General features: G+C 68.7%; 16 protein-coding genes. 12 read left to right on the top strand and 4 right to left on the bottom strand.

What is annotated here, in order from left to right:
* The first annotated feature begins 97 nt into the window (after window positions 1-97).
* The 4 genes from QQA13_RS05810 (at window position 98) to QQA13_RS05795 (ending at window position 5,420) form a co-directional block, all read left to right on the top strand.
* Complete coding sequence (locus QQA13_RS05810) at window positions 98-895, top strand: enoyl-CoA hydratase-related protein (protein WP_108471540.1); 798 nt, start codon at window positions 98-100, stop codon at window positions 893-895.
* 92 nt (window positions 896-987) lie between these two features.
* Window positions 988-2,982 (top strand): acetyl/propionyl/methylcrotonyl-CoA carboxylase subunit alpha, encoded by a 1,995-nt coding sequence (locus tag QQA13_RS05805; protein ID WP_108471541.1) that lies wholly within the window; start codon window positions 988-990, stop codon window positions 2,980-2,982.
* A 149-nt stretch (window positions 2,983-3,131) separates the two neighbouring features.
* A complete protein-coding gene (locus tag QQA13_RS05800) occupies window positions 3,132-4,034 on the top strand; it encodes a hydroxymethylglutaryl-CoA lyase (protein ID WP_108471542.1) in 903 nt (300 codons plus the stop codon).
* A gap of 63 nt (window positions 4,035-4,097) precedes the next feature.
* The gene (locus QQA13_RS05795; RefSeq protein WP_108471644.1) at window positions 4,098-5,420 is read left to right on the top strand and encodes a metal-dependent hydrolase family protein; all 1,323 of its coding nucleotides are present in this window, start codon (window positions 4,098-4,100) and stop codon (window positions 5,418-5,420) included.
* A gap of 12 nt (window positions 5,421-5,432) precedes the next feature.
* Here the strand turns inward: QQA13_RS05795 and QQA13_RS05790 are convergent, their stop codons facing one another.
* On the bottom strand, window positions 5,433-5,909 hold the full coding sequence (locus QQA13_RS05790; RefSeq protein WP_108471543.1) for an NUDIX hydrolase: 477 nt from the start codon (window positions 5,907-5,909) through the stop codon (window positions 5,433-5,435).
* The gene (locus QQA13_RS05785) at window positions 5,906-6,541 is read right to left on the bottom strand and encodes a glutathione S-transferase family protein (RefSeq protein ID WP_108471645.1); all 636 of its coding nucleotides are present in this window, start codon (window positions 6,539-6,541) and stop codon (window positions 5,906-5,908) included. Before QQA13_RS05785 ends, QQA13_RS05790 begins: the two co-directional genes overlap by 4 nt.
* Window positions 6,542-6,609: 68 nt before the next feature.
* Here QQA13_RS05785 and QQA13_RS05780 point away from each other — a divergent pair, with 68 nt between their 5' ends.
* Entirely contained in the window at window positions 6,610-7,098 is a 489-nt protein-coding gene (locus QQA13_RS05780) for a GNAT family N-acetyltransferase (protein ID WP_108471544.1), read from the top strand.
* Between the two features lie 5 nt (window positions 7,099-7,103).
* Window positions 7,104-7,679, top strand: coding sequence for a GNAT family N-acetyltransferase (locus tag QQA13_RS05775; RefSeq protein ID WP_108471545.1), 576 nt, complete (start codon window positions 7,104-7,106; stop codon window positions 7,677-7,679).
* Window positions 7,680-7,835: 156 nt separating this feature from the next.
* Here QQA13_RS05775 and QQA13_RS05770 read toward each other — a convergent pair whose 3' ends face one another.
* The gene (locus QQA13_RS05770; RefSeq protein ID WP_108471546.1) at window positions 7,836-8,300 is read right to left on the bottom strand and encodes an RcnB family protein; all 465 of its coding nucleotides are present in this window, start codon (window positions 8,298-8,300) and stop codon (window positions 7,836-7,838) included.
* Between the two features lie 209 nt (window positions 8,301-8,509).
* On the opposite strand from QQA13_RS05770, the gene QQA13_RS05765 reads away from it, so the two are divergent.
* From QQA13_RS05765 to kynU, 6 genes are all read left to right on the top strand, one after another.
* The gene (locus QQA13_RS05765; RefSeq protein ID WP_108471547.1) at window positions 8,510-9,277 is read left to right on the top strand and encodes an SDR family NAD(P)-dependent oxidoreductase; all 768 of its coding nucleotides are present in this window, start codon (window positions 8,510-8,512) and stop codon (window positions 9,275-9,277) included.
* Window positions 9,278-9,419: 142 nt separating this feature from the next.
* On the top strand, window positions 9,420-9,983 hold the full coding sequence (gene efpL, locus QQA13_RS05760; RefSeq protein ID WP_108471548.1) for an elongation factor P-like protein EfpL: 564 nt from the start codon (window positions 9,420-9,422) through the stop codon (window positions 9,981-9,983).
* A gap of 156 nt (window positions 9,984-10,139) precedes the next feature.
* On the top strand, window positions 10,140-12,221 hold the full coding sequence (locus tag QQA13_RS05755; RefSeq protein WP_108471549.1) for an FUSC family protein: 2,082 nt from the start codon (window positions 10,140-10,142) through the stop codon (window positions 12,219-12,221).
* 57 nt (window positions 12,222-12,278) lie between these two features.
* Entirely contained in the window at window positions 12,279-13,313 is a 1,035-nt protein-coding gene (locus QQA13_RS05750; RefSeq protein ID WP_108471550.1) for an amidohydrolase family protein, read from the top strand.
* Complete coding sequence (locus tag QQA13_RS05745) at window positions 13,310-13,828, top strand: hypothetical protein (RefSeq protein ID WP_108471551.1); 519 nt, start codon at window positions 13,310-13,312, stop codon at window positions 13,826-13,828. The genes QQA13_RS05750 and QQA13_RS05745 overlap by 4 nt, the downstream gene beginning before the upstream one ends.
* A gap of 165 nt (window positions 13,829-13,993) precedes the next feature.
* Complete coding sequence (kynU, locus tag QQA13_RS05740) at window positions 13,994-15,274, top strand: kynureninase (RefSeq protein ID WP_108471552.1); 1,281 nt, start codon at window positions 13,994-13,996, stop codon at window positions 15,272-15,274.
* A gap of 136 nt (window positions 15,275-15,410) precedes the next feature.
* On the opposite strand, the gene QQA13_RS05735 is transcribed toward kynU, so the two are convergent.
* Window positions 15,411-16,214: a hypothetical protein gene (locus QQA13_RS05735; RefSeq protein ID WP_108471553.1), complete on the bottom strand. Its 804-nt coding sequence runs from the start codon at window positions 16,212-16,214 to the stop codon at window positions 15,411-15,413.
* Between the last annotated feature and the right edge of the window lie 658 nt (window positions 16,215-16,872).

Genomic DNA, 16,872 nt, shown 5'->3' with positions numbered 1-16,872 from the left:
AGTTCGCATTGTAGCCCTACGCCCGCCCCGCTGCACCACGCCCGATTGCCGCAGCCCGTTGCGTTTATCATCGCGTTATTTGCCACAGGGACGACCGATGACTGACTCCATCCTCAGCGAACGCCGCGGCGCCGTCGCCTGGCTCACCCTGAACCGGCCGCAGGTGCACAACGCCTTCGACGACGGCCTGATCGCCGCACTGACCGAGGCGCTGGCAGCCGCCGACGCCGATCCGGCGGTGCGCTGCGTCGTGCTCAGCGGCAGCGGCAGCACGTTTTCCGCCGGCGCCGACCTGAACTGGATGCGCGGCATGGCCGGCGCCAGCGAGCAGGAAAACCGCGAGGATTCGCTGCGCCTGGCGCGGCTGATGCGCAGTCTGCAGTTCCTGTCCAAGCCCACCATCGCGCGCGTCAACGGCGCCGCCTACGGCGGCGGCGTGGGCCTGGTCGCCTGCTGCGACATCGCCATCGGCGTGGACGGCGCCAAGTTCGCACTGTCGGAAGTGAAGCTGGGCCTGGTGCCGGCGGTGATCTCGCCGTACGTGATCGCCGCGATCGGCCTGCGCGAGGCGCGCCGGCTGTTCGTCACCGGCGAGGTATTCGACGCTGCCGAGGCGCGACGGATCGGCCTGCTGCACGCCGTGGTGTCGGGCAGCGAACTGGGCGAGGCGATCGAGCGGCAGCTGCATTTCCTCGCCAAGGCCGGCCCGCTGGCCCAGCGCGAGGCGAAGCAACTGGCCTTGCGCATCGGCGGCGTGGACGTGGCTGCGGCCGAGCGCATCGACGACGCCAACGCCGAATTGATCGCCCGTCTGCGCGTCTCGCCGGAAGGCCAGCACGGCCTGGGCGCGTTTCTCGACAAGCGCGCGCCGGCGTGGGTCGGCCAGGCCACCTGAGCGCTGCCATGCTGCGCCGCGCATCGGCTGCGACGGTGCAATCTGCTAACTTCAACGACTTTGTTTCGTCCCAAACGGTTCCAGGGATTCGCATGTTCGAACGCGTACTGATCGCCAACCGCGGCGAGATCGCCTGCCGCGTGATCCGCACCTGCCGCCGCCTCGGCATCCACACCATCGCGGTGTACTCGGAAGCCGACCGCGACGCGCAGCATGTGCGGCTGGCCGACGAGGCGTGGCCGATCGGCGGCCCGCTGCCGGCCGAGTCCTACCTGCGCATCGACACGATTCTCGATGCCGCGAAGAAAAGCGGCGCCCAGGCCATCCACCCCGGCTACGGCTTCCTGTCCGAGAATACCGCCTTCTCGCGCGCCTGCCAGGATGCCGGCATCGTGTTCATCGGCCCGGACCCGCAGAGCATCGAGGCGATGGGTTCCAAGGCCGCTGCCAAGCACCTGATGGCGAAGCACGCCGTGCCGCTGGTGCCCGGCTACGACGGCAACGAGCAGGACAACGCGTACCTTGCCGACCAGGCGCACGCCATCGGCTACCCGCTGATCATCAAGCCCTCGGCCGGCGGCGGCGGCAAGGGCATGCAGATCGTGCGCTCGGACGCGGAGTTCCCCGAGGCGCTGGAAACCGCGCAGCGCGTGGCCAAGGCCGCGTTCGGCGACGCCAGCATGCTGCTGGAGCGCTACATCGAGCAGCCGCGACACATCGAGTTCCAGGTGTTCGGCGACCGCCACGGCCACGTGATCCACCTCAACGAACGCGAGTGCTCGGCCCAGCGCCGTTACCAGAAAGTGCTGGAGGAAACTCCCTCGCCGTTCCTCGACGATGCGCGCCGCCAGGCGATGGGCGCGGCCGCCGTGGCCGCCGCGAAAGCCGTGGATTACGTCGGCGCCGGCACGGTGGAGTTCATCGTGGCGCAGGACGGCACATTCTTCTTCATGGAAATGAACACGCGCCTGCAGGTCGAGCACCCGGTCACCGAACTGACCCTGGGCCTGGACCTGGTCGAATGGCAGCTGCGCGTGGCCGCCGGCCAGCCGCTGCCACTCGCGCAGGACCAGGTGCACGCACATGGCCACGCGATCGAGGTGCGGCTGTACGCGGAGGACCCCGACCAGAACTTCCTGCCCGGCTCCGGCAAGTTGCAGACGCTGCGCCTGCCCACGCCATCGGCCCACGTGCGCCTCGACGGCGGCGTGGTCGAGGGCGACAGCGTGACGATCTTCTACGACCCGATGATCGCCAAGCTGATCGTGTTCGACCACGATCGCCCGCAGGCCCTGCAGCGACTGCGCGAGGCGCTGGCGGAGTGCGAGATTATCGGGCCGAAGTCGAACATCGGCTTCCTCGAACGGCTGGTGCGGCACCCGGCGGTGGTCGAGGGGCGCATCGACACCGGTTATCTGGATCGCCACCTGGATGAGTTCCTGGTCGGCGACGTCACACCTTTCGACGGAACGCTGTTTGCCGCCGCCACCGCCGCACTGCTGCATGACGAATCGCACGTGGCCGACAACGCGGCCGACCCGCATTCGCCCTGGGCCAGCGCTGATGCCTGGCGCGTCGGCCACGCCGGCAAGCGCATCGTGGCGTTGGGCTGGCGCGAACAGCGCTTCGAGATCGAGGCGCGCGGGCACGCCGGCCATTATCAATTGCGCTACGGCGAAACGAACTGCGAGGTGCAAGGTGCGCGCCTGCAGGACGACAGCCTCGGCGCGCGATTCAACGGCGAAGCGCGCCGCGTACCGCTAAGCTGCGACGACGCCCACGTGCTGCTGCACGACGCCCACGGCCAGCGCTACAGCTTCAGCCGCGCCGCCGCGTTCGCGTGGGAAGCAAAAGATGCCGCCGGCGGCAACCAGGTGATCGCGCCGATGCCCGGCCGCATCGTGCTGGTGAAAGCCAAAGCTGGCGACGTGGTCGAACAGGGCCAGGAGCTGCTGGTGATGGAAGCGATGAAGATGGAGCTGGCCTTGAAGGCACCGCGCGCCGGCACCATCGAGAGCGTGAATGCCACACAAGGCGAATTCGTCGAAGCCGACGTCGTGCTGGTGCGTTTCGCCGCAGCTTCGTAGGGCGGGCACTGCCCGCCGCGTCTGGCCGTGACACATCGTCGAAGAGCCGGCGGGCAATGCCCACCCTACGCCACTTGATCTTTCATGCGGCATAAAGGCAACAGCATCGCCCGCAAGCGGGCTCCTACACGCCTCTACCGGAGTCGCCCATGAACCCGTCCAACCATGTCCGCATCGTCGAAGTCGGCGCCCGCGATGGCCTTCAGAACGAGAAGACCCTGTTGCCGGCCGAGGTGAAGATCACGCTGATCGACCGGCTCTCCGCCACCGGTTTGCAGACCATCGAGGCGACCAGCTTCGTCAGCCCGAAATGGGTGCCGCAGCTAGCCGATGCCGCCGAGGTGTTCACCCGCATCCGCAAGGTGCCGGGCGTGAGCTATCCGGTGCTGGTGCCGAACCTGCAGGGTTACGCGCGTGCGCGCGAAGTCGGCGCCACCGAGATCGCCGTGTTCACCGCTGCTTCGGAAGCGTTCAACCGCAAGAACATCAACGCCTCGATCGACGAGTCGATCGAGCGCTTCATTCCAGTGATGGAACAGGCCCGGGCCGACGGTGTGCAGGTGCGCGGCTATGTCTCCACCGTGCTCGGCTGCCCGTACCAGGGTGAGGTGCCGCTCAGCGACGTGGTGCGCGTGGCGCGGCGCCTGCACGAACTGGGCTGCCATGAAATCTCGCTGGGCGACACCATCGGCGTGGGCACCCCGGCCAAGGCACGCGCGATGCTGCACGCGGTAGCGCAGGAGGTACCGATGGCCACGTTGGCCGTGCACTTCCACGACACCTACGGCCAGGCGCTGGCGAACATCCTGGCCTGCCTGGAGGAAGGCGTGCGCGTGGTCGACAGCGCCGTCTCCGGCACCGGCGGCTGCCCGTACGCGAAGGGCGCCACCGGCAACGTGGCCAGCGAGGACGTGGTCTACATGCTGCACGGCATGGGCATGCAGACCGGCATCGACCTCGACCTGCTCATCGCCACCGGCGCCTGGCTCGCCGCGCAGCTGCACAAGGAAACCGCCAGCCGGGTCACCCGCGCGCGCACCGCCGTCAGCTGAGTCGCCGCGGTCCTTGCGCGACTCGTTATGATCGAAACCTCGATCGACGAGGGGAATGAAACGATGCGCGCAAGCCCGATGATCCGGCAAACAACGGCGCTGCTGCTGCTCCTGCTGTACGCCGTGCTCGCGTCCGCGGCCGACACCACGTCCAAGGGCGACTGGCTGTTGTTGCCCGAACGCGTATGGACGGCCGAAGGCGACACCTCGCATGCCGGCTGGGCGGTGCTGGTGCACGACGGCACGATCGCCGCGGTCGGCCCGGTAGCATCGATCCAGGCACCGGCCAGCGCCCAGCGCATCGAACTGCCCGGCGCCACGCTCACCCCCGGCTTGATCGACCTGCACTCGCACCTGTTCCTGCACCCGTACAACGAGACGCTGTGGAACGACCAGGTGCTGACCGAGCCGCAGGACTACCGCACGCTGGAAGCCGCCAAACACGCGCGCGACACCCTGCTCGCCGGCTTCACCACGCTGCGCGATCTCGGCACCGAGGGCGCCGGCTACGCCGATGTGTCGATCAAGCGCGCGATCGAGGAAGGGCTGATTCCCGGCCCGCGCCTGTTCGTCGCCACCCGCGCCATCGTGGCCACCGCCAGCTATGGGCCGGGACCGCGCGGCTTCCGTCCCGACCTGGACCTGCCGCAGGGCGCGCAGCCGGTGACCGGCGTGGATGCCGCCGTGGCGGCCGTGCGCGAGCAGGCCGCGCGCGGCGCGGACTGGATCAAGCTGTACGCCGACTACCGCGTGGGCGACCACGGCCAGACCATGCCAACGCTGTCCCCGGCCGAGATCAGGGCCATTGTGGAGGCGGCCCACCAGATCGGCCGTCCGGTCGCCGCACATGCGGCCAGCGAGGCCGGCGTGCGCAACGCGGTGGAGGCGGGCGTGGACACCATCGAGCACGGCTACGGCGCCAGCGAGGCCACCTTCCGCCTGATGAAACAAAAGGGCATCGCCTACGAGCCCACGCTCACCGCGGTGGAAGCCACCTCCGAGTATTTCCAGCACTACGTACCCGGGCAGTCGGCGCCCACGCCAGCCATGCAGGAAGCCGCCCGCGCGTTCCGCACCGCGCTGAAGCTGGGCGTGACGATCGGCAACGGCAGCGATGTCGGCGTATTCGCGCACGGCGAGAACTGGCGCGAGCCGGCCGCGATGGTCGCCGACGGCATGACGCCGGTGCAGGCGCTGCACGCCGCCACCGACGTGGCGGCGAAGATCCTGCGCCAGTCGCAGCACTTCGGCCGCATCGTGCCGGGGCTGGCCGCCGACCTCGCTGCGTTCAGCGGTGATCCCGCCACGCACATCGACGCCCTGCAGCACCCGGTGTTCGTGATGAAGGACGGCAGCGTCTACCGCCGCCCCGAACCGCAGCCGTAACCACGGCGCGCATCAGTCGAACGCGATGCGCAGGAACGGCGACGGCTCGCGCTCCACGAACTCGCGTCGCACATGCGCGAGCAGGTCGCGCTGGCTGCCGAACGGCAGCAACTCGCACGCCTCGTCGAGCGTCGCCCAGCGGAACGCGGAGTGCTCGCCGTTCAATCGCACTGCAACGTCGTCGGCCACACGTGCCACGAAGGCGGGCACCAGCTCGATGCCGTCGTCCTGCGCGGCATAGAACTGCTCGCAGAAACTGGTCGCATGCAGCGTCGCAGGCAGCAGGCCGGTTTCCTCGCGCAACTCGCGCAGTGCAGTCTGCCAGCCGCTTTCGCTGGCCTCGACATGGCCGGCGACGTAGCTCCACACGCCGTGCAGGTAGGCACCGGTGCGGTGCATCAGCAGCATCCGTGTGTCGTCGGCCGTACCACGCAGCACCAGCACGGACACCATCCGGCAACGCACCGGCAAGCCCGGGGCGGAGCTCATGCCGACGCCAGCAGCTGGCGACTGGCCGCGGCGCTCGGCCGCGCCGCCACCCGTTCGAACCACGGGCCGATGTTCGGCAAGTGGCGGTCGAACGGCTGATTCACGCCCACGCCGAAATCCAGCCACACGTAGAGCCAGATGTCGGCGGCGCTGAAGCGCTCGCCGCACAGGTACGGCCCGGGGCCGAACAGGCCGTCCAGCCAGGCAAGGCGATCCTGCGCCACCCACTTCAGGCCCTCCGCCGCCTCCGGCAGCACCGGAATGCGCGGCTCGAAACGCGCCAGCCCCTCGGCGTAATGGAAGGCGTTGTGGATGAACTCGGTGACGTTGAGTTCCACCCGCCGCCACCACTGCCGGGTCTGCGCGCGCTGCTCGGGCGTCGCGCCGATCAGCGCAGGCTGCGGATGCAGCTCCTCCAGGTACTCGGCGATCGCCACCGCCTCGGCCAGCGTCGAGCCGTCGTCCAGCCGCAGCGCCGGTGTCTGTCCGGCCGGGTTGATCGCAAGATAAGCGGGCTCGCGGTTCTCACCGCGCATCACGTCCACCGTCACGGCTGGCAGGCGCAGGCCTTTCTCCAGCACGAACATGCGCAGGCAACGCGGCGCAGGGCTTATGGCATCGTAGATCAGCACGGCACGACTCCCGGGCGGCGCCCGCTCGGTGCACACTACACCCTCCCCTTTCCCCACACCCCGCTTCCATGGCCCACGACTACCTGATCCGCCCGATCGAGCCTTCCGACAACGCGGCCATGGCCGCGATCATCCGCACGGTGATGCCCGAGTTCGGCGCCGACGGCCCCGGCTTCGCGATCCACGACGCCGAGGTGGACACGATGTGCGAGTCCTACGCACAGCCACGCAGCAGCTATTTCGTGGTCGAGCGCGACGGGGTGGTGATCGGCGGCGGCGGCGTAGCGCCGCTGCAGAATGCCGAGGCGGACGTATGCGAACTGCGCAAGATGTATTTCCTGCCCGCCGCGCGCGGCATCGGCGCAGGAGCGGCGATGATGCGGCGCTGCCTCGACGCGGCGCGCGCGCACGGCTTCAACCGCTGCTACCTGGAAACACTGACCGGCATGGACGCGGCCCAGGCGTTGTACAAGCGCAGTGGTTTCACGCCGTTGTGCGCACCGATGGGCGGCACCGGACACTTCAGCTGCGACCGCTTCTTCATCCGCGAACTGTGACTGCCATGGCCGCCATCCGCATCGCCCGCGACGAAGACGCCGCTGCCATCCACGCGATCTACGTGCCATCGATCCTCGACGGCGTAGCCACCTTCGAGACCGAACTGCCCGGCGTGGACGCCATGCGCGAACGCATGCGCGCGCGCCTCAAGCATTACCCGTGGCTGGTGTGGGAAGAGGCCGGCGAGGTGCTGGCCTACGCCTATGCCGGGCGCTTCCGCGAGCGCGCCGCCTACGACTGGATCGCCGAGACCTCGATCTACGTGCACGCCGACGCGCAGCGCCGCGGCATCGCGCGCCGGCTGTACGGCGTGCTGCTCGACGTGATGCGGCGGCAGGGCATCACCCAGGCGGTCGGCGTGATCACCCTGCCCGGCACGGCCAGCGTGGCGATGCACGAGGCGATGGGCTTCACCCCGGCGGGGGTATGGCGCCAGTGCGGCTACAAGCTGGGGCAGTGGTGGGACGTGGGCGTGTGGCAGAAGGAGCTGCAGGTCGCTGCGAATCCACCCGCAGCCGTCACCCCGTTTCCCCGACTACCACCTGCGCAACTGCAAGCGCTGCTGGAAAGCCGGCGCTGATTCCCGGGCACCGCTCGGCGCAGGGCGGGCATGGGCCGCCGCCGTCCCTCACGACGCCGAAGAGCCAGAGCCGGTGGGTGGTGTCCGCCCTGCGCAAAGTTCCATGAAAAACGGCGCGCCAGCGATGCGGGCGCGCCGTCATGCCTGCGAGCCGGCTTAGTGGCCGAGCAGCAGGTCGACGATCACGCCGGTGGCGATCGCCACCAGCAGGTAGTCGCCGTTGTCGCTGCGCACCCAACGATAGCCGCGCGGCGGTTCGCGCAGGTCGGCATCGCGCCAGTCGTACACCACGTAGCGGGTGCTGCGGTATTCCACCGGCAGGTAGCCGCCGCGCCGGTACCAGCCCTCGTGGCGGCCGCGATCGTGCCAGTTCTTGTAATGGCCGTAGGCATGGCCGCGTCCATGACCGTTACCCGGTCCCTGGTCGTCGTCATTGTCGTAGCGCACGTAGCGGCCACCATCCTGGTCATAGCCGCGGCCGCGATCGCCATCGTCCTGCTCGTTCTGATCATTGCCATTGCCATGACCTCGGCCGTGACCATGGCCTTGTGCAAGCACGGAGCCGCTGGCCAGCATCAGCATGGCGCCACACGCGACAGACAGGGCAAGCAGCTTTTTCATGTGTCGATCTCCACTCGAAGAGTCAGGGGCCCGCCGGCAGGTTAGCAGCAACCCCCCGGCATCCGTGTGCGACCCGGCACAAAGTTCGTCCCCGCCGACCCAACCCGGGATGAACCACCCTTCCCGGCGAGTTTCGCGTTCAGCCTGCAGCAATCGCGGCCGCTCGGCTACCATTGGCGGCTTTCGGCATCCATTTCGGGGGAACTCCCATGCAGCTCGATCAGGTCAAGGCGATCATCACCGGCGGCGCCTCCGGTCTCGGCCACGCAGTGGCGCAGCATCTGGTGGCGAACGGCGGCAAGGTCGCGCTGTTCGACGTCAACGAGGACAAGGGCCAGGCCGCCGCAAAGGAACTGGGCACTGCCGCGCGCTTCTTCCGCACCGACGTCACCTCCGAGGACGGCGTGGCCACCAACGTGGCCGCCGCGCACCACGCGATGGGCGGCCTCAACGTGGTGATGAACTGCGCCGGCATCCTCGGTGCCGGCCGCGTGCTGGGCAAGGAAGGCGCGATGCCGCTGGCCACGTTCTCCGGCACGGTGATGGTGAACCTGGTCGGCAGCTTCAACGTGGCCAAGGCCGGCGCGGCGCTGATGCAGGGCAACGAAGCCGGCGAGGACGGCGAGCGCGGCGTGATCGTCAATACCGCCTCGGTCGCCGCCTACGAAGGCCAGATCGGCCAGGCCGCCTACTCTGCCTCCAAGGGCGGCGTGGTCGGCATGACCCTGCCGATGGCTCGCGAGCTGGCGCGCTTCGGCATCCGCGTGGCGACCATCGCGCCGGGCATCTTCTGGACCCCGATGGTGGACGGCATGCCCGAGTCCGTGCAGCAGTCGTTGTCCGCCTCGATCCCGTTTCCCTCGCGCCTGGGCAAGCCGGAAGAGTTCGCGGCCACTGTGGCCTTCATCCTCGGCAACCGCTACATCAACGGCGAGACGATCCGCCTCGACGGCGCGGTGCGGCTGGCCGCCAAATAGCCTGGCATGGGGAATAGAGCAGCGGGAATCGCCAAGACAAGATCGCGCTCCCGCCTCGACACCCTCCGCCACGACGAACCGCTTTTACGATTCCCTATTCCCTATTCCCTATTCCCTATTCCCTACTCCCGGCCCCAATCCCATGAAAGCTTCCGACGTCAAGAAAGGCAACGTGGTCGAGCACGACGGCACCGTCTATCAGGTGCGCGACATCGAGCGCAGCTCGCCGAGCGCGCGCGGCGGCAACGTCACCTTCCGCTTCACCCTGTACACGATCCCCGGCGGGCGCAAGTTCGATCTCAGCCTGCGCGCTGATGACGAACTGCGCGAGATGGACCTGGTGCGCCGCGCTGCCAACTTCTCCTACATGGACGACGGCGCGTTCGTGTTCATGGATGCCGAGGATTACACCCAGTACCCGCTATCGCCGGAACTGGTCGGCGACAACGCCGGCTACATCGTCGAGGGCATCGAGGGCTACTACGTGCAGCTGATCGACGATGCGCCGGTCGGCCTGCAGGTGCCGACCAGCGTGGTGCTGACCGTGGTCGACACCGCACCGGAAATGAAGGGCTCCAGCGCCACCAAGCGCACCAAGCCGGCCAAGCTCGTGACCGGCATCGAGATCCAGGTACCCGAGTACATCAGCAACGACGAGAAAGTGTGGGTGAACACGCTCACCGGCGAGTTCGCCGGCAGGGCCTGAGGGCACTCCAAACCGCAGGGCGGGCACTGCCCGCCGCTCTTGCCAGGCACCTGCCGGCGGACGGTATCCGCCCTGCGCCGGCGGCCATGGGGAACGAGTGAGGTCGGCGACGCGCGGTTTTTGCCATACTCGTTCTCCCTCACATCCACATCGCCCATGTCCTCCAGCACCTATTCGCTGCGTGCCCATGCGCTCGAAAGCCTGACTGCGATCAAGCGGCCGGACGTGCCGTGGCGGGTGGTGTTGCGCAATACCGCGGCGGTGGTGCTGCCGCTGGCCGCGGGCATGGCAACCGGCCATCCGCAGATCGGCCTGGGCGTGGCCGCCGGCGCGCTGGACACGATGTTCTCCGACCAGCCCGGGCCGTACCGCCAGCGCCTGCGGCAACTGTTGCTGGCGTCGCTGGCCGCCGGCCTCGCCGCGCTGGTGGGTTTCCTGATCGGCGGCCAGTTGCTGCCGATCCTGCTCGCCACCGCGGCCTGCGGTTTCTTCGGCGGCCTGCTGGTGGTGTTCGGCACGGACACCGCGCGAGTCGGCATGACCAGCATGATCCTGCTGGTGATCACCGCCTCCACACCGACCTCGCTCGAGCAGGCGTTCGGCGGCGCCGCGCTGATCTTCGCCGGCGGCCTGCTGCTGATGGCGTTCTCGCTGGCGGCGTGGCCGCTGCAGCGCTACTGGCCGGAGCGCATGGCGCTGGCCAACGTGTACGCCGGGCTGGCGGAACTGGCCCGGCAGCCGTCTCGCGACGAAGCCGATGTGCCCGCGCTGACCGAGGCAATGACCACGCTGCAGCAGACCCTGCTCGGCCGCCACCGCGCGCACGGCCGCGCGATGGAGGCGTTCGGCGTGCTGCTGGAGCTGGCCGAGCGGATCCGGCTGGAGCTCACCGCGATGAGCGCACTGCACGCCGACCCGAGCATCCATGCGCTGTTCCGCGACGACGCGGCCCGTGTGCTGGCAGCCATCGCCGAGGCGCTGGAACGCGGCGACTCACCGGAGCAGGCCCAGCACACGCTGCAGGCCCTGCGCGCCAGCGAGCGCGCCCTGCTCGACGGCGGCGAGCGGGCGCCCGGCCTGGCCGCGCACATCCATGCGCTGGCCGGCCAGCTGGCCGCCGCCGTGCGCAACGCCGACTGGGCCGGCAGCCGCGGCGAACTGCGTGCCAGCGCGGAGGAAACCCGCCTTCCCAAGAGCCTGCGCAGCAGTTCCACCTGGCCCACCTTGCGCGCCAGCCTTACCCCTCGCTCGGTGGCGTTCCGCCACGCCGTGCGCATGGCGGTCTGCCTTACCGTCGCGCTGTGGATCTCGCGCCTGCTGCAGCTGCCGCACGGCTACTGGCTGCCGATGACCGCGGCGATCGTGCTGCGCCCGGACTTCGCCGCCACCTTCAACTTCGGCCTGCTGCGCGTGCTCGGCACCGTGCTGGGGCTGGTGCTCACCACCGTGCTGCTGCACGTCACGCCGGACGAACCGTGGGCGCACCTGGCACTGATGGCGGTGCTGTGCATGGCGTTCCGCTACCTGGCCGGCGCGCACTACGGCATCGCGGTGGCGGCACTGACCGGCACCGTGGTGATCCTGCTCTCGTTCGAAGGGGTCAACCCCGGCCTGGCGGTAACCGACCGCGTGCTCAACACCGCGCTCGGCTGCGGCATGGCCCTGGTCGCCTACGTGGCGTGGCCGACCTGGGAGCGCGGCCGCGCACGCGCCGCACTGGCAGTGATGCTGGATGCGTACGCCAGCTACCTGCACGCGCTGGCGCAGCCCGGGCAGACCGCCATGCACAACGACATGCGCAGCGCGGCGCGCACCGCACGCACCAATGCGCAGGCCTCGATCGACCGCATGCGCACCGAACCGGCCACGCCGCCGGAACTGCTGGCGCTGGCCCGCGCGCTGTTCGCCAACGGCAACCGCCTCGCCCGTACCGCGATGACGCTGGAAGCCACCCTCGACGATCTCGCCACGCTGGCCGAACCGGCAGGCATCACCCGCTTCGTCGAGCAGGCGGCCAGCACCGTGCGGGCAGTCGCCGCCGCCTTGCGCGAACGGCGTCCGGCCGCCCCGCTGCCCGACCTGCGCGCGATGCAGCGCCAGCTGGTCGGTGCGATGCAAGCAGGCAGCGACCCCGCCGCCGAGTTGCTGGCGCGGATCAGCGACCGCCTGGTCGACAACATCAACACGCTGGCCCACGTGACGAACCGCACCCGGCAGGACGCACCCGCCACGGCGTAGCCTGCGCATGTGCGGGCGCAACGCGACGCCATGGCACGGAGGTTTTACACTGCGCGGATGCTGAAGATCGACACGCACGCGCACATCCTGCCCCGCGACTGGCCGAACCTCGCAGCCAAGTACGGCGACGACCGCTTCCCGGTGATGACGCATACTGACGGGCGCCACCGCATCTACAAGGACAGCCGCTTCTTCCGCGAAGTGTGGGATTCGGCGTTCGACCCGCAGACGCGCATCGACGACTACGCCCGCTTCGGCGTCGACGTGCAGGTGATCTCCACCGTGCCGGTGCTGTTCTCGTACTGGGCGCCGGGCCACCAGGCGCTGGAACTGCACCGCCACCTCAACGAGCACATGGCCGGCATCTGCCGCGACTTCCCGCGCCACTACGCCGGCATCGGCACGGTGCCGCTGCAGGCGCCGCAGCTGGCCGTGCGCGAGCTGGAACGCTGCATCGACGAGCTGGGCCTGCAGGGCGTGCAGATCGGCTCGCATTGCGGCGACTGGAACCTCGACGCGCCGGAGTTGTTCCCGTTCTTCGAAGCCGCCGCCGATCTGGGCGCCGCCGTGCTGGTGCACCCGTGGGACATGATGGGCATGGCCAGCATGCCGAAATACTGGATGCCGTGGCTGGTCGGCATGCCCGCCGAACAGTCGCGTGCCGCCTGCTGCCTGGTCTTCGGCGGCGTCATGGAGCGGCTGCCGAAGCTGCGCGTGATGCTGGCCCACGGCGGCGGCAGCTTCCCCTCGACGATCGGCCGTATCGAGCACGGCTTCCGCATGCGCCCGGACCTGGTCGCCACCGACAACCCACGCAACCCGCGCGAGTACCTCCAGCGTTTCTACTTCGACTCCTGCGTGCACGACGACCAGGCGCTGCGTTATCTGCTGGATGTGACGGGCGCCCGCCAGGTGATGCTCGGCACCGACTATCCTTTCCCGCTGGGGGAGCAGGCACCCGGCAGCGGCATCGAGGCGCTGGGCCTGGACGAAGCCGACCGCGCCCGGCTGTTCCATGGCACGGCGCTGGAGTGGCTGGGCCTGCCCCGCCACCGCTTCGCTCCCGATCCCATCCCGAAGGAACCCGCATGAGCCTCCTGCGCAGCACCACCCTCGTGATCGCCTTCGCCGCCGCCCTGCTGGCCGGCGGCGCGCACGCCGCCGACGTCAGCATGGCCGACGGCAGCGTCAAGTTCAGCACGCCGGACAACTGGCTCGACATCATGGAAACCCAGGGCGATCCCGAGGCCCGGGTGTTCCAGGTGCCCGACCCCTCGCCCACCGGCAGGAACAGCCTCGCCCGCGTCACCATCACGGTGAAGCAGGTGGCCGACCTCAACGGCTTCAACCAGTACCGCAGCGACGCCACCGCGAAAGCCATGGCGCTGCCCGGCTACAAGGCCTCCGCGGTACCGCCGGGCCCGAACAGCAACGTCTACACCGCGCAGGAAAATGCCGCCGCCTTCAGCTACACCGAGCACTACTGGTTCAAGAACGGCCGCGCGATCCAGCTGCGCTGCATGCGTCCCAGCCAGACCCAGGCCGGTGCCGACTGGAAGGCCGCCTTCGACAAAGGCTGCGACGCGATCGCCGCGCAACTGAAGTAAGCCCGCATATGACTCCCTCCCCTGCTCCGCAGGGGAGGGCTGGGCGACCGGAGGGAGTCCTTCAGGTGAGGGGTTGCTCTTGATCTTCCCGCCAGCTCGGGCAACCCCCTCCCAACCTCCCCCTGCCTGCAGGGGGAGGAGCCAATACACCGAAGAGATCGTTCGATGCCTGCAAGTTTCGAAGCCACCCGCGACTGGGCCAACGCCCGCGATGCCGCCGATCCGCTGCGCGCATTCCGCGAGGAGTTCCTGATCCCCCCGCACGAAGGCCGCGACAGCACGTACTTCTGCGGCAACTCGCTGGGCCTGCAGCCGCGCGCGGTGCGTGAGGCGGTCAACGTGGAACTGGACTACTGGGGCGAGCTGGGCGTCGAAGGCCACTTCAAGGGTCGCCTGCCGTGGATGGATTACCACGAATTCGTGCGCGACGACCTCGCCGCCGTGGTCGGCGCGAAGCCCGTCGAAGTGGTGGCGATGAACACCCTGGGCGTGAACCTGCACCTGATGATGGTGAGCTTTTACCGCCCCACCGCCGAGCGGCCGGCGATCCTGATCGAAGGCGGCGCGTTTCCCACCGACCGTTACGCGGTGGAATCGCAGATCCGCTTCCACGGCTTCGATCCGGCCACGGCGCTGATCGAGCTGCGGAGCGACGAACCGAACGGCACCACCTCGCTCGCCGCCATCGAACGCGCGCTGGCCGAACATGGCTCGCGCATCGCGCTGGTGCTGCTGCCCGGCGTGCAGTACCGCACCGGCCAGGCGCTCGACCTCAAGGCGATCACCGCACTCGGCCACCAGCACGGCTGCGCCGTTGGCTTCGACCTCGCCCACGCCGTCGGCAACCTGCCGCTGCAACTGCATGACAGCGGCGCCGACTTCGCCATCTGGTGCAGCTACAAATACCTCAACAGCGGCCCCGGCGCCGTCGGCGGCGCGTTCGTGCACGAGCGCCACGCGCAAGCCGTGCTGCCGCGCTTCGCCGGCTGGTGGGGCCACGACAAGACCACCCGCTTCCAGATGGGCCCCGAATTCGTGCCGACAGCTGGGGCCGACGGCTGGCAGCTGTCCAACCCGCCGATCCTCGCCCTGGCGCCGTTGCGTGTTTCGCTTGAGATTTTCCGCCGTGCCGGCATGAGCGCACTGCGCGAGAAGTCACTGCAACTCACCGGCTACCTGGAATGGCTGGTGCAGACGCAGCTCGCCGACGTGCTGCACGTGGTGACGCCGGCCGAACCCGAACGCCGCGGCGCGCAGCTCTCCATCCGCGTCATCGCCGGCCGCGAGCGCGGCCGTGCCCTGTTCGACTATCTGATGGAGCACGGCATCATCGGCGACTGGCGCGAACCCGACGTGATCCGCATCTCGCCCGCGCCGCTGTACAACCGGTTTGCGGATTGTCTGGCGTTTGCGGAGGCGGTGCGGAGCTGGAGTCGAGGTAGCTGATTCCGGTGCTGGTCGGTCTCATCTGCCATCCTTGCCGTGGGCAGACGGCGCGACGCCAGACCCGCACCTGCTCGCGTGCAGTGCACCCGGATTCGGCGGCTTCACGGCGCACCGTCAGCCACCTCCTCTTCAAGGCTCACGGCCCCAGGATCCGCGGTACCAGCGCATGCCAGACCGGCGTGTCCCACAACAAATAGACGGCGATGGCGAAAGGCAGATACAGGCCCAGCCAGACCAGATACACCCGGTGCACCGACCGATGCCTGATCACGTCCCACAGGAAGAGCGGCGACACCAGCAGCAGCACGTAAAGCAGGGTCGAGAGCGGGCTGGCCGGATGGGTGGTCGGCAGCCAGTGAATCCGGTCGACCGCCGCCGTCAACGGGACCGCCACCGCGAGGAACATCATCCGCTTGTGGAAGCCCGGGTCGGTTCGCCGCACACGCAAGGCCAGCCCGACGCAGATGGGGAAGAGGATGCCGGCGCTGATCTGGAACAACGCGATGTTGTCCAGGAAATGCAGCGTGTGCCGGAGCTGTTCCCGGACCGGTGGCGGCGCTGCCTGCGCCCCATGCCAGACCTGCTGGTAGATCGTCGGCACGAGCAGGAAACCGACCACGACGATGGCCGGAACGAGCAGGAAGGCCGCGCGCCCCAGCAGCATGTGCCGATCGCGTCGGCCGGTCGCCATCAACCAGGACTGGGCCAGCAGCACCAGCAGGAAGGTGCCCATGAGCACGGCATGCACATGCAGGATCGGCGGCAAAGGCGGCCTAGCGCCAGCCCGCACCATGTCGACCTTCATGATCGAATCCGGAATGAACCCGGTCAGCGTGATGGCAATGAAGAAGACTGCCATGAAGACCCAGATCCAGCGGTCGATTGCCAAGGCAAGCGGACTGACAGGCAGATGCAGCAGTTGCGCGTGATTCGTAGTCATGACTCCCCCGGTTGACTCTTTCCGCAACGAATGGCTCAACCCGGTTCGGCCACCATGTCGGTCATGCCGAACGCAGGGATGAGTCCGATTGCATATCCCGCCGCGTTTCCACCTGCAAACAGGAAAACGGAGGCGTCTGTGCCACCTCGAATCCAGTACCTTCCCCCTGCTTTTCCCGGCGTTCCCCCTCGCCACACCGGGTACGGCGCTTCCACCGTCTCCATCAACTCCACACAGTGGCCGATCCCCTTTCGCTGCCAGTGGAGCCGTCGCGTCGCAGCGTCCGGTCAGCACGCTTCGCCGGCCATGAGGCGAGGAGTTCATCGCGCACTCCGGGGTGACCGGACACGGTGAAGTATCCGCGTGCCCGGATCATGTTGTGCCTTCTGCGTCGGGTCCGCAACAGCAAAAAAAGACGCCAGAAAAGCTGTCGCGGACAGTTTGAACGCCACGGCGAAAGCCGGGAAAGCCGACTCACCGGCATCCGGCCGTCGCCATCCCGGCCTATGGCATCACCGACACTTTTTGTGGCCGCCTGCCAATTGCCACATCCGGTCCGCGACCTGCCGCATCTCCGGCCCACGCGCGGCCCCGCCCGCCCTCCTAATAGGCACCAACCACCGGCCCGCAGGCGGCAACCGCCCCGGGCCCATGGAAG

This window comes from Rhodanobacter thiooxydans (assembly GCF_030291135.1).
GTDB classification, from domain to species: Bacteria; Pseudomonadota; Gammaproteobacteria; order Xanthomonadales; family Rhodanobacteraceae; genus Rhodanobacter; species Rhodanobacter thiooxydans_A.
Note: the sequence above shows the minus strand (reverse complement) of the source record. Positions and strands in the feature narration are given on the sequence as shown.

Bases quoted from the DNA above. Each gene is read 5' to 3' on its own strand.
- QQA13_RS05805 (WP_108471541.1), top strand. From the start codon at position 988: ATGTTCGAACGCGTACTGATCGCCAACCGCGGCGAGATCGCCTGCCGC.
- QQA13_RS05775 (WP_108471545.1), top strand. From the start codon at position 7,104: ATGGCCGCCATCCGCATCGCCCGCGACGAAGACGCCGCTGCCATCCAC.
- QQA13_RS05790 (WP_108471543.1), bottom strand. From the start codon at position 5,909: ATGAGCTCCGCCCCGGGCTTGCCGGTGCGTTGCCGGATGGTGTCCGTG.
- QQA13_RS05745 (WP_108471551.1), top strand. From the start codon at position 13,310: ATGAGCCTCCTGCGCAGCACCACCCTCGTGATCGCCTTCGCCGCCGCC.
- QQA13_RS05735 (WP_108471553.1), bottom strand. From the start codon at position 16,214: ATGACTACGAATCACGCGCAACTGCTGCATCTGCCTGTCAGTCCGCTT.
- QQA13_RS05810 (WP_108471540.1), top strand. From the start codon at position 98: ATGACTGACTCCATCCTCAGCGAACGCCGCGGCGCCGTCGCCTGGCTC.
- QQA13_RS05795 (WP_108471644.1), top strand. From the start codon at position 4,098: ATGCGCGCAAGCCCGATGATCCGGCAAACAACGGCGCTGCTGCTGCTC.
- QQA13_RS05765 (WP_108471547.1), top strand. From the start codon at position 8,510: ATGCAGCTCGATCAGGTCAAGGCGATCATCACCGGCGGCGCCTCCGGT.
- QQA13_RS05755 (WP_108471549.1), top strand. From the start codon at position 10,140: ATGTCCTCCAGCACCTATTCGCTGCGTGCCCATGCGCTCGAAAGCCTG.
- efpL (WP_108471548.1), top strand. From the start codon at position 9,420: ATGAAAGCTTCCGACGTCAAGAAAGGCAACGTGGTCGAGCACGACGGC.
- QQA13_RS05750 (WP_108471550.1), top strand. From the start codon at position 12,279: ATGCTGAAGATCGACACGCACGCGCACATCCTGCCCCGCGACTGGCCG.
- kynU (WP_108471552.1), top strand. From the start codon at position 13,994: ATGCCTGCAAGTTTCGAAGCCACCCGCGACTGGGCCAACGCCCGCGAT.
- QQA13_RS05770 (WP_108471546.1), bottom strand. From the start codon at position 8,300: ATGAAAAAGCTGCTTGCCCTGTCTGTCGCGTGTGGCGCCATGCTGATG.
- QQA13_RS05800 (WP_108471542.1), top strand. From the start codon at position 3,132: ATGAACCCGTCCAACCATGTCCGCATCGTCGAAGTCGGCGCCCGCGAT.
- QQA13_RS05780 (WP_108471544.1), top strand. From the start codon at position 6,610: ATGGCCCACGACTACCTGATCCGCCCGATCGAGCCTTCCGACAACGCG.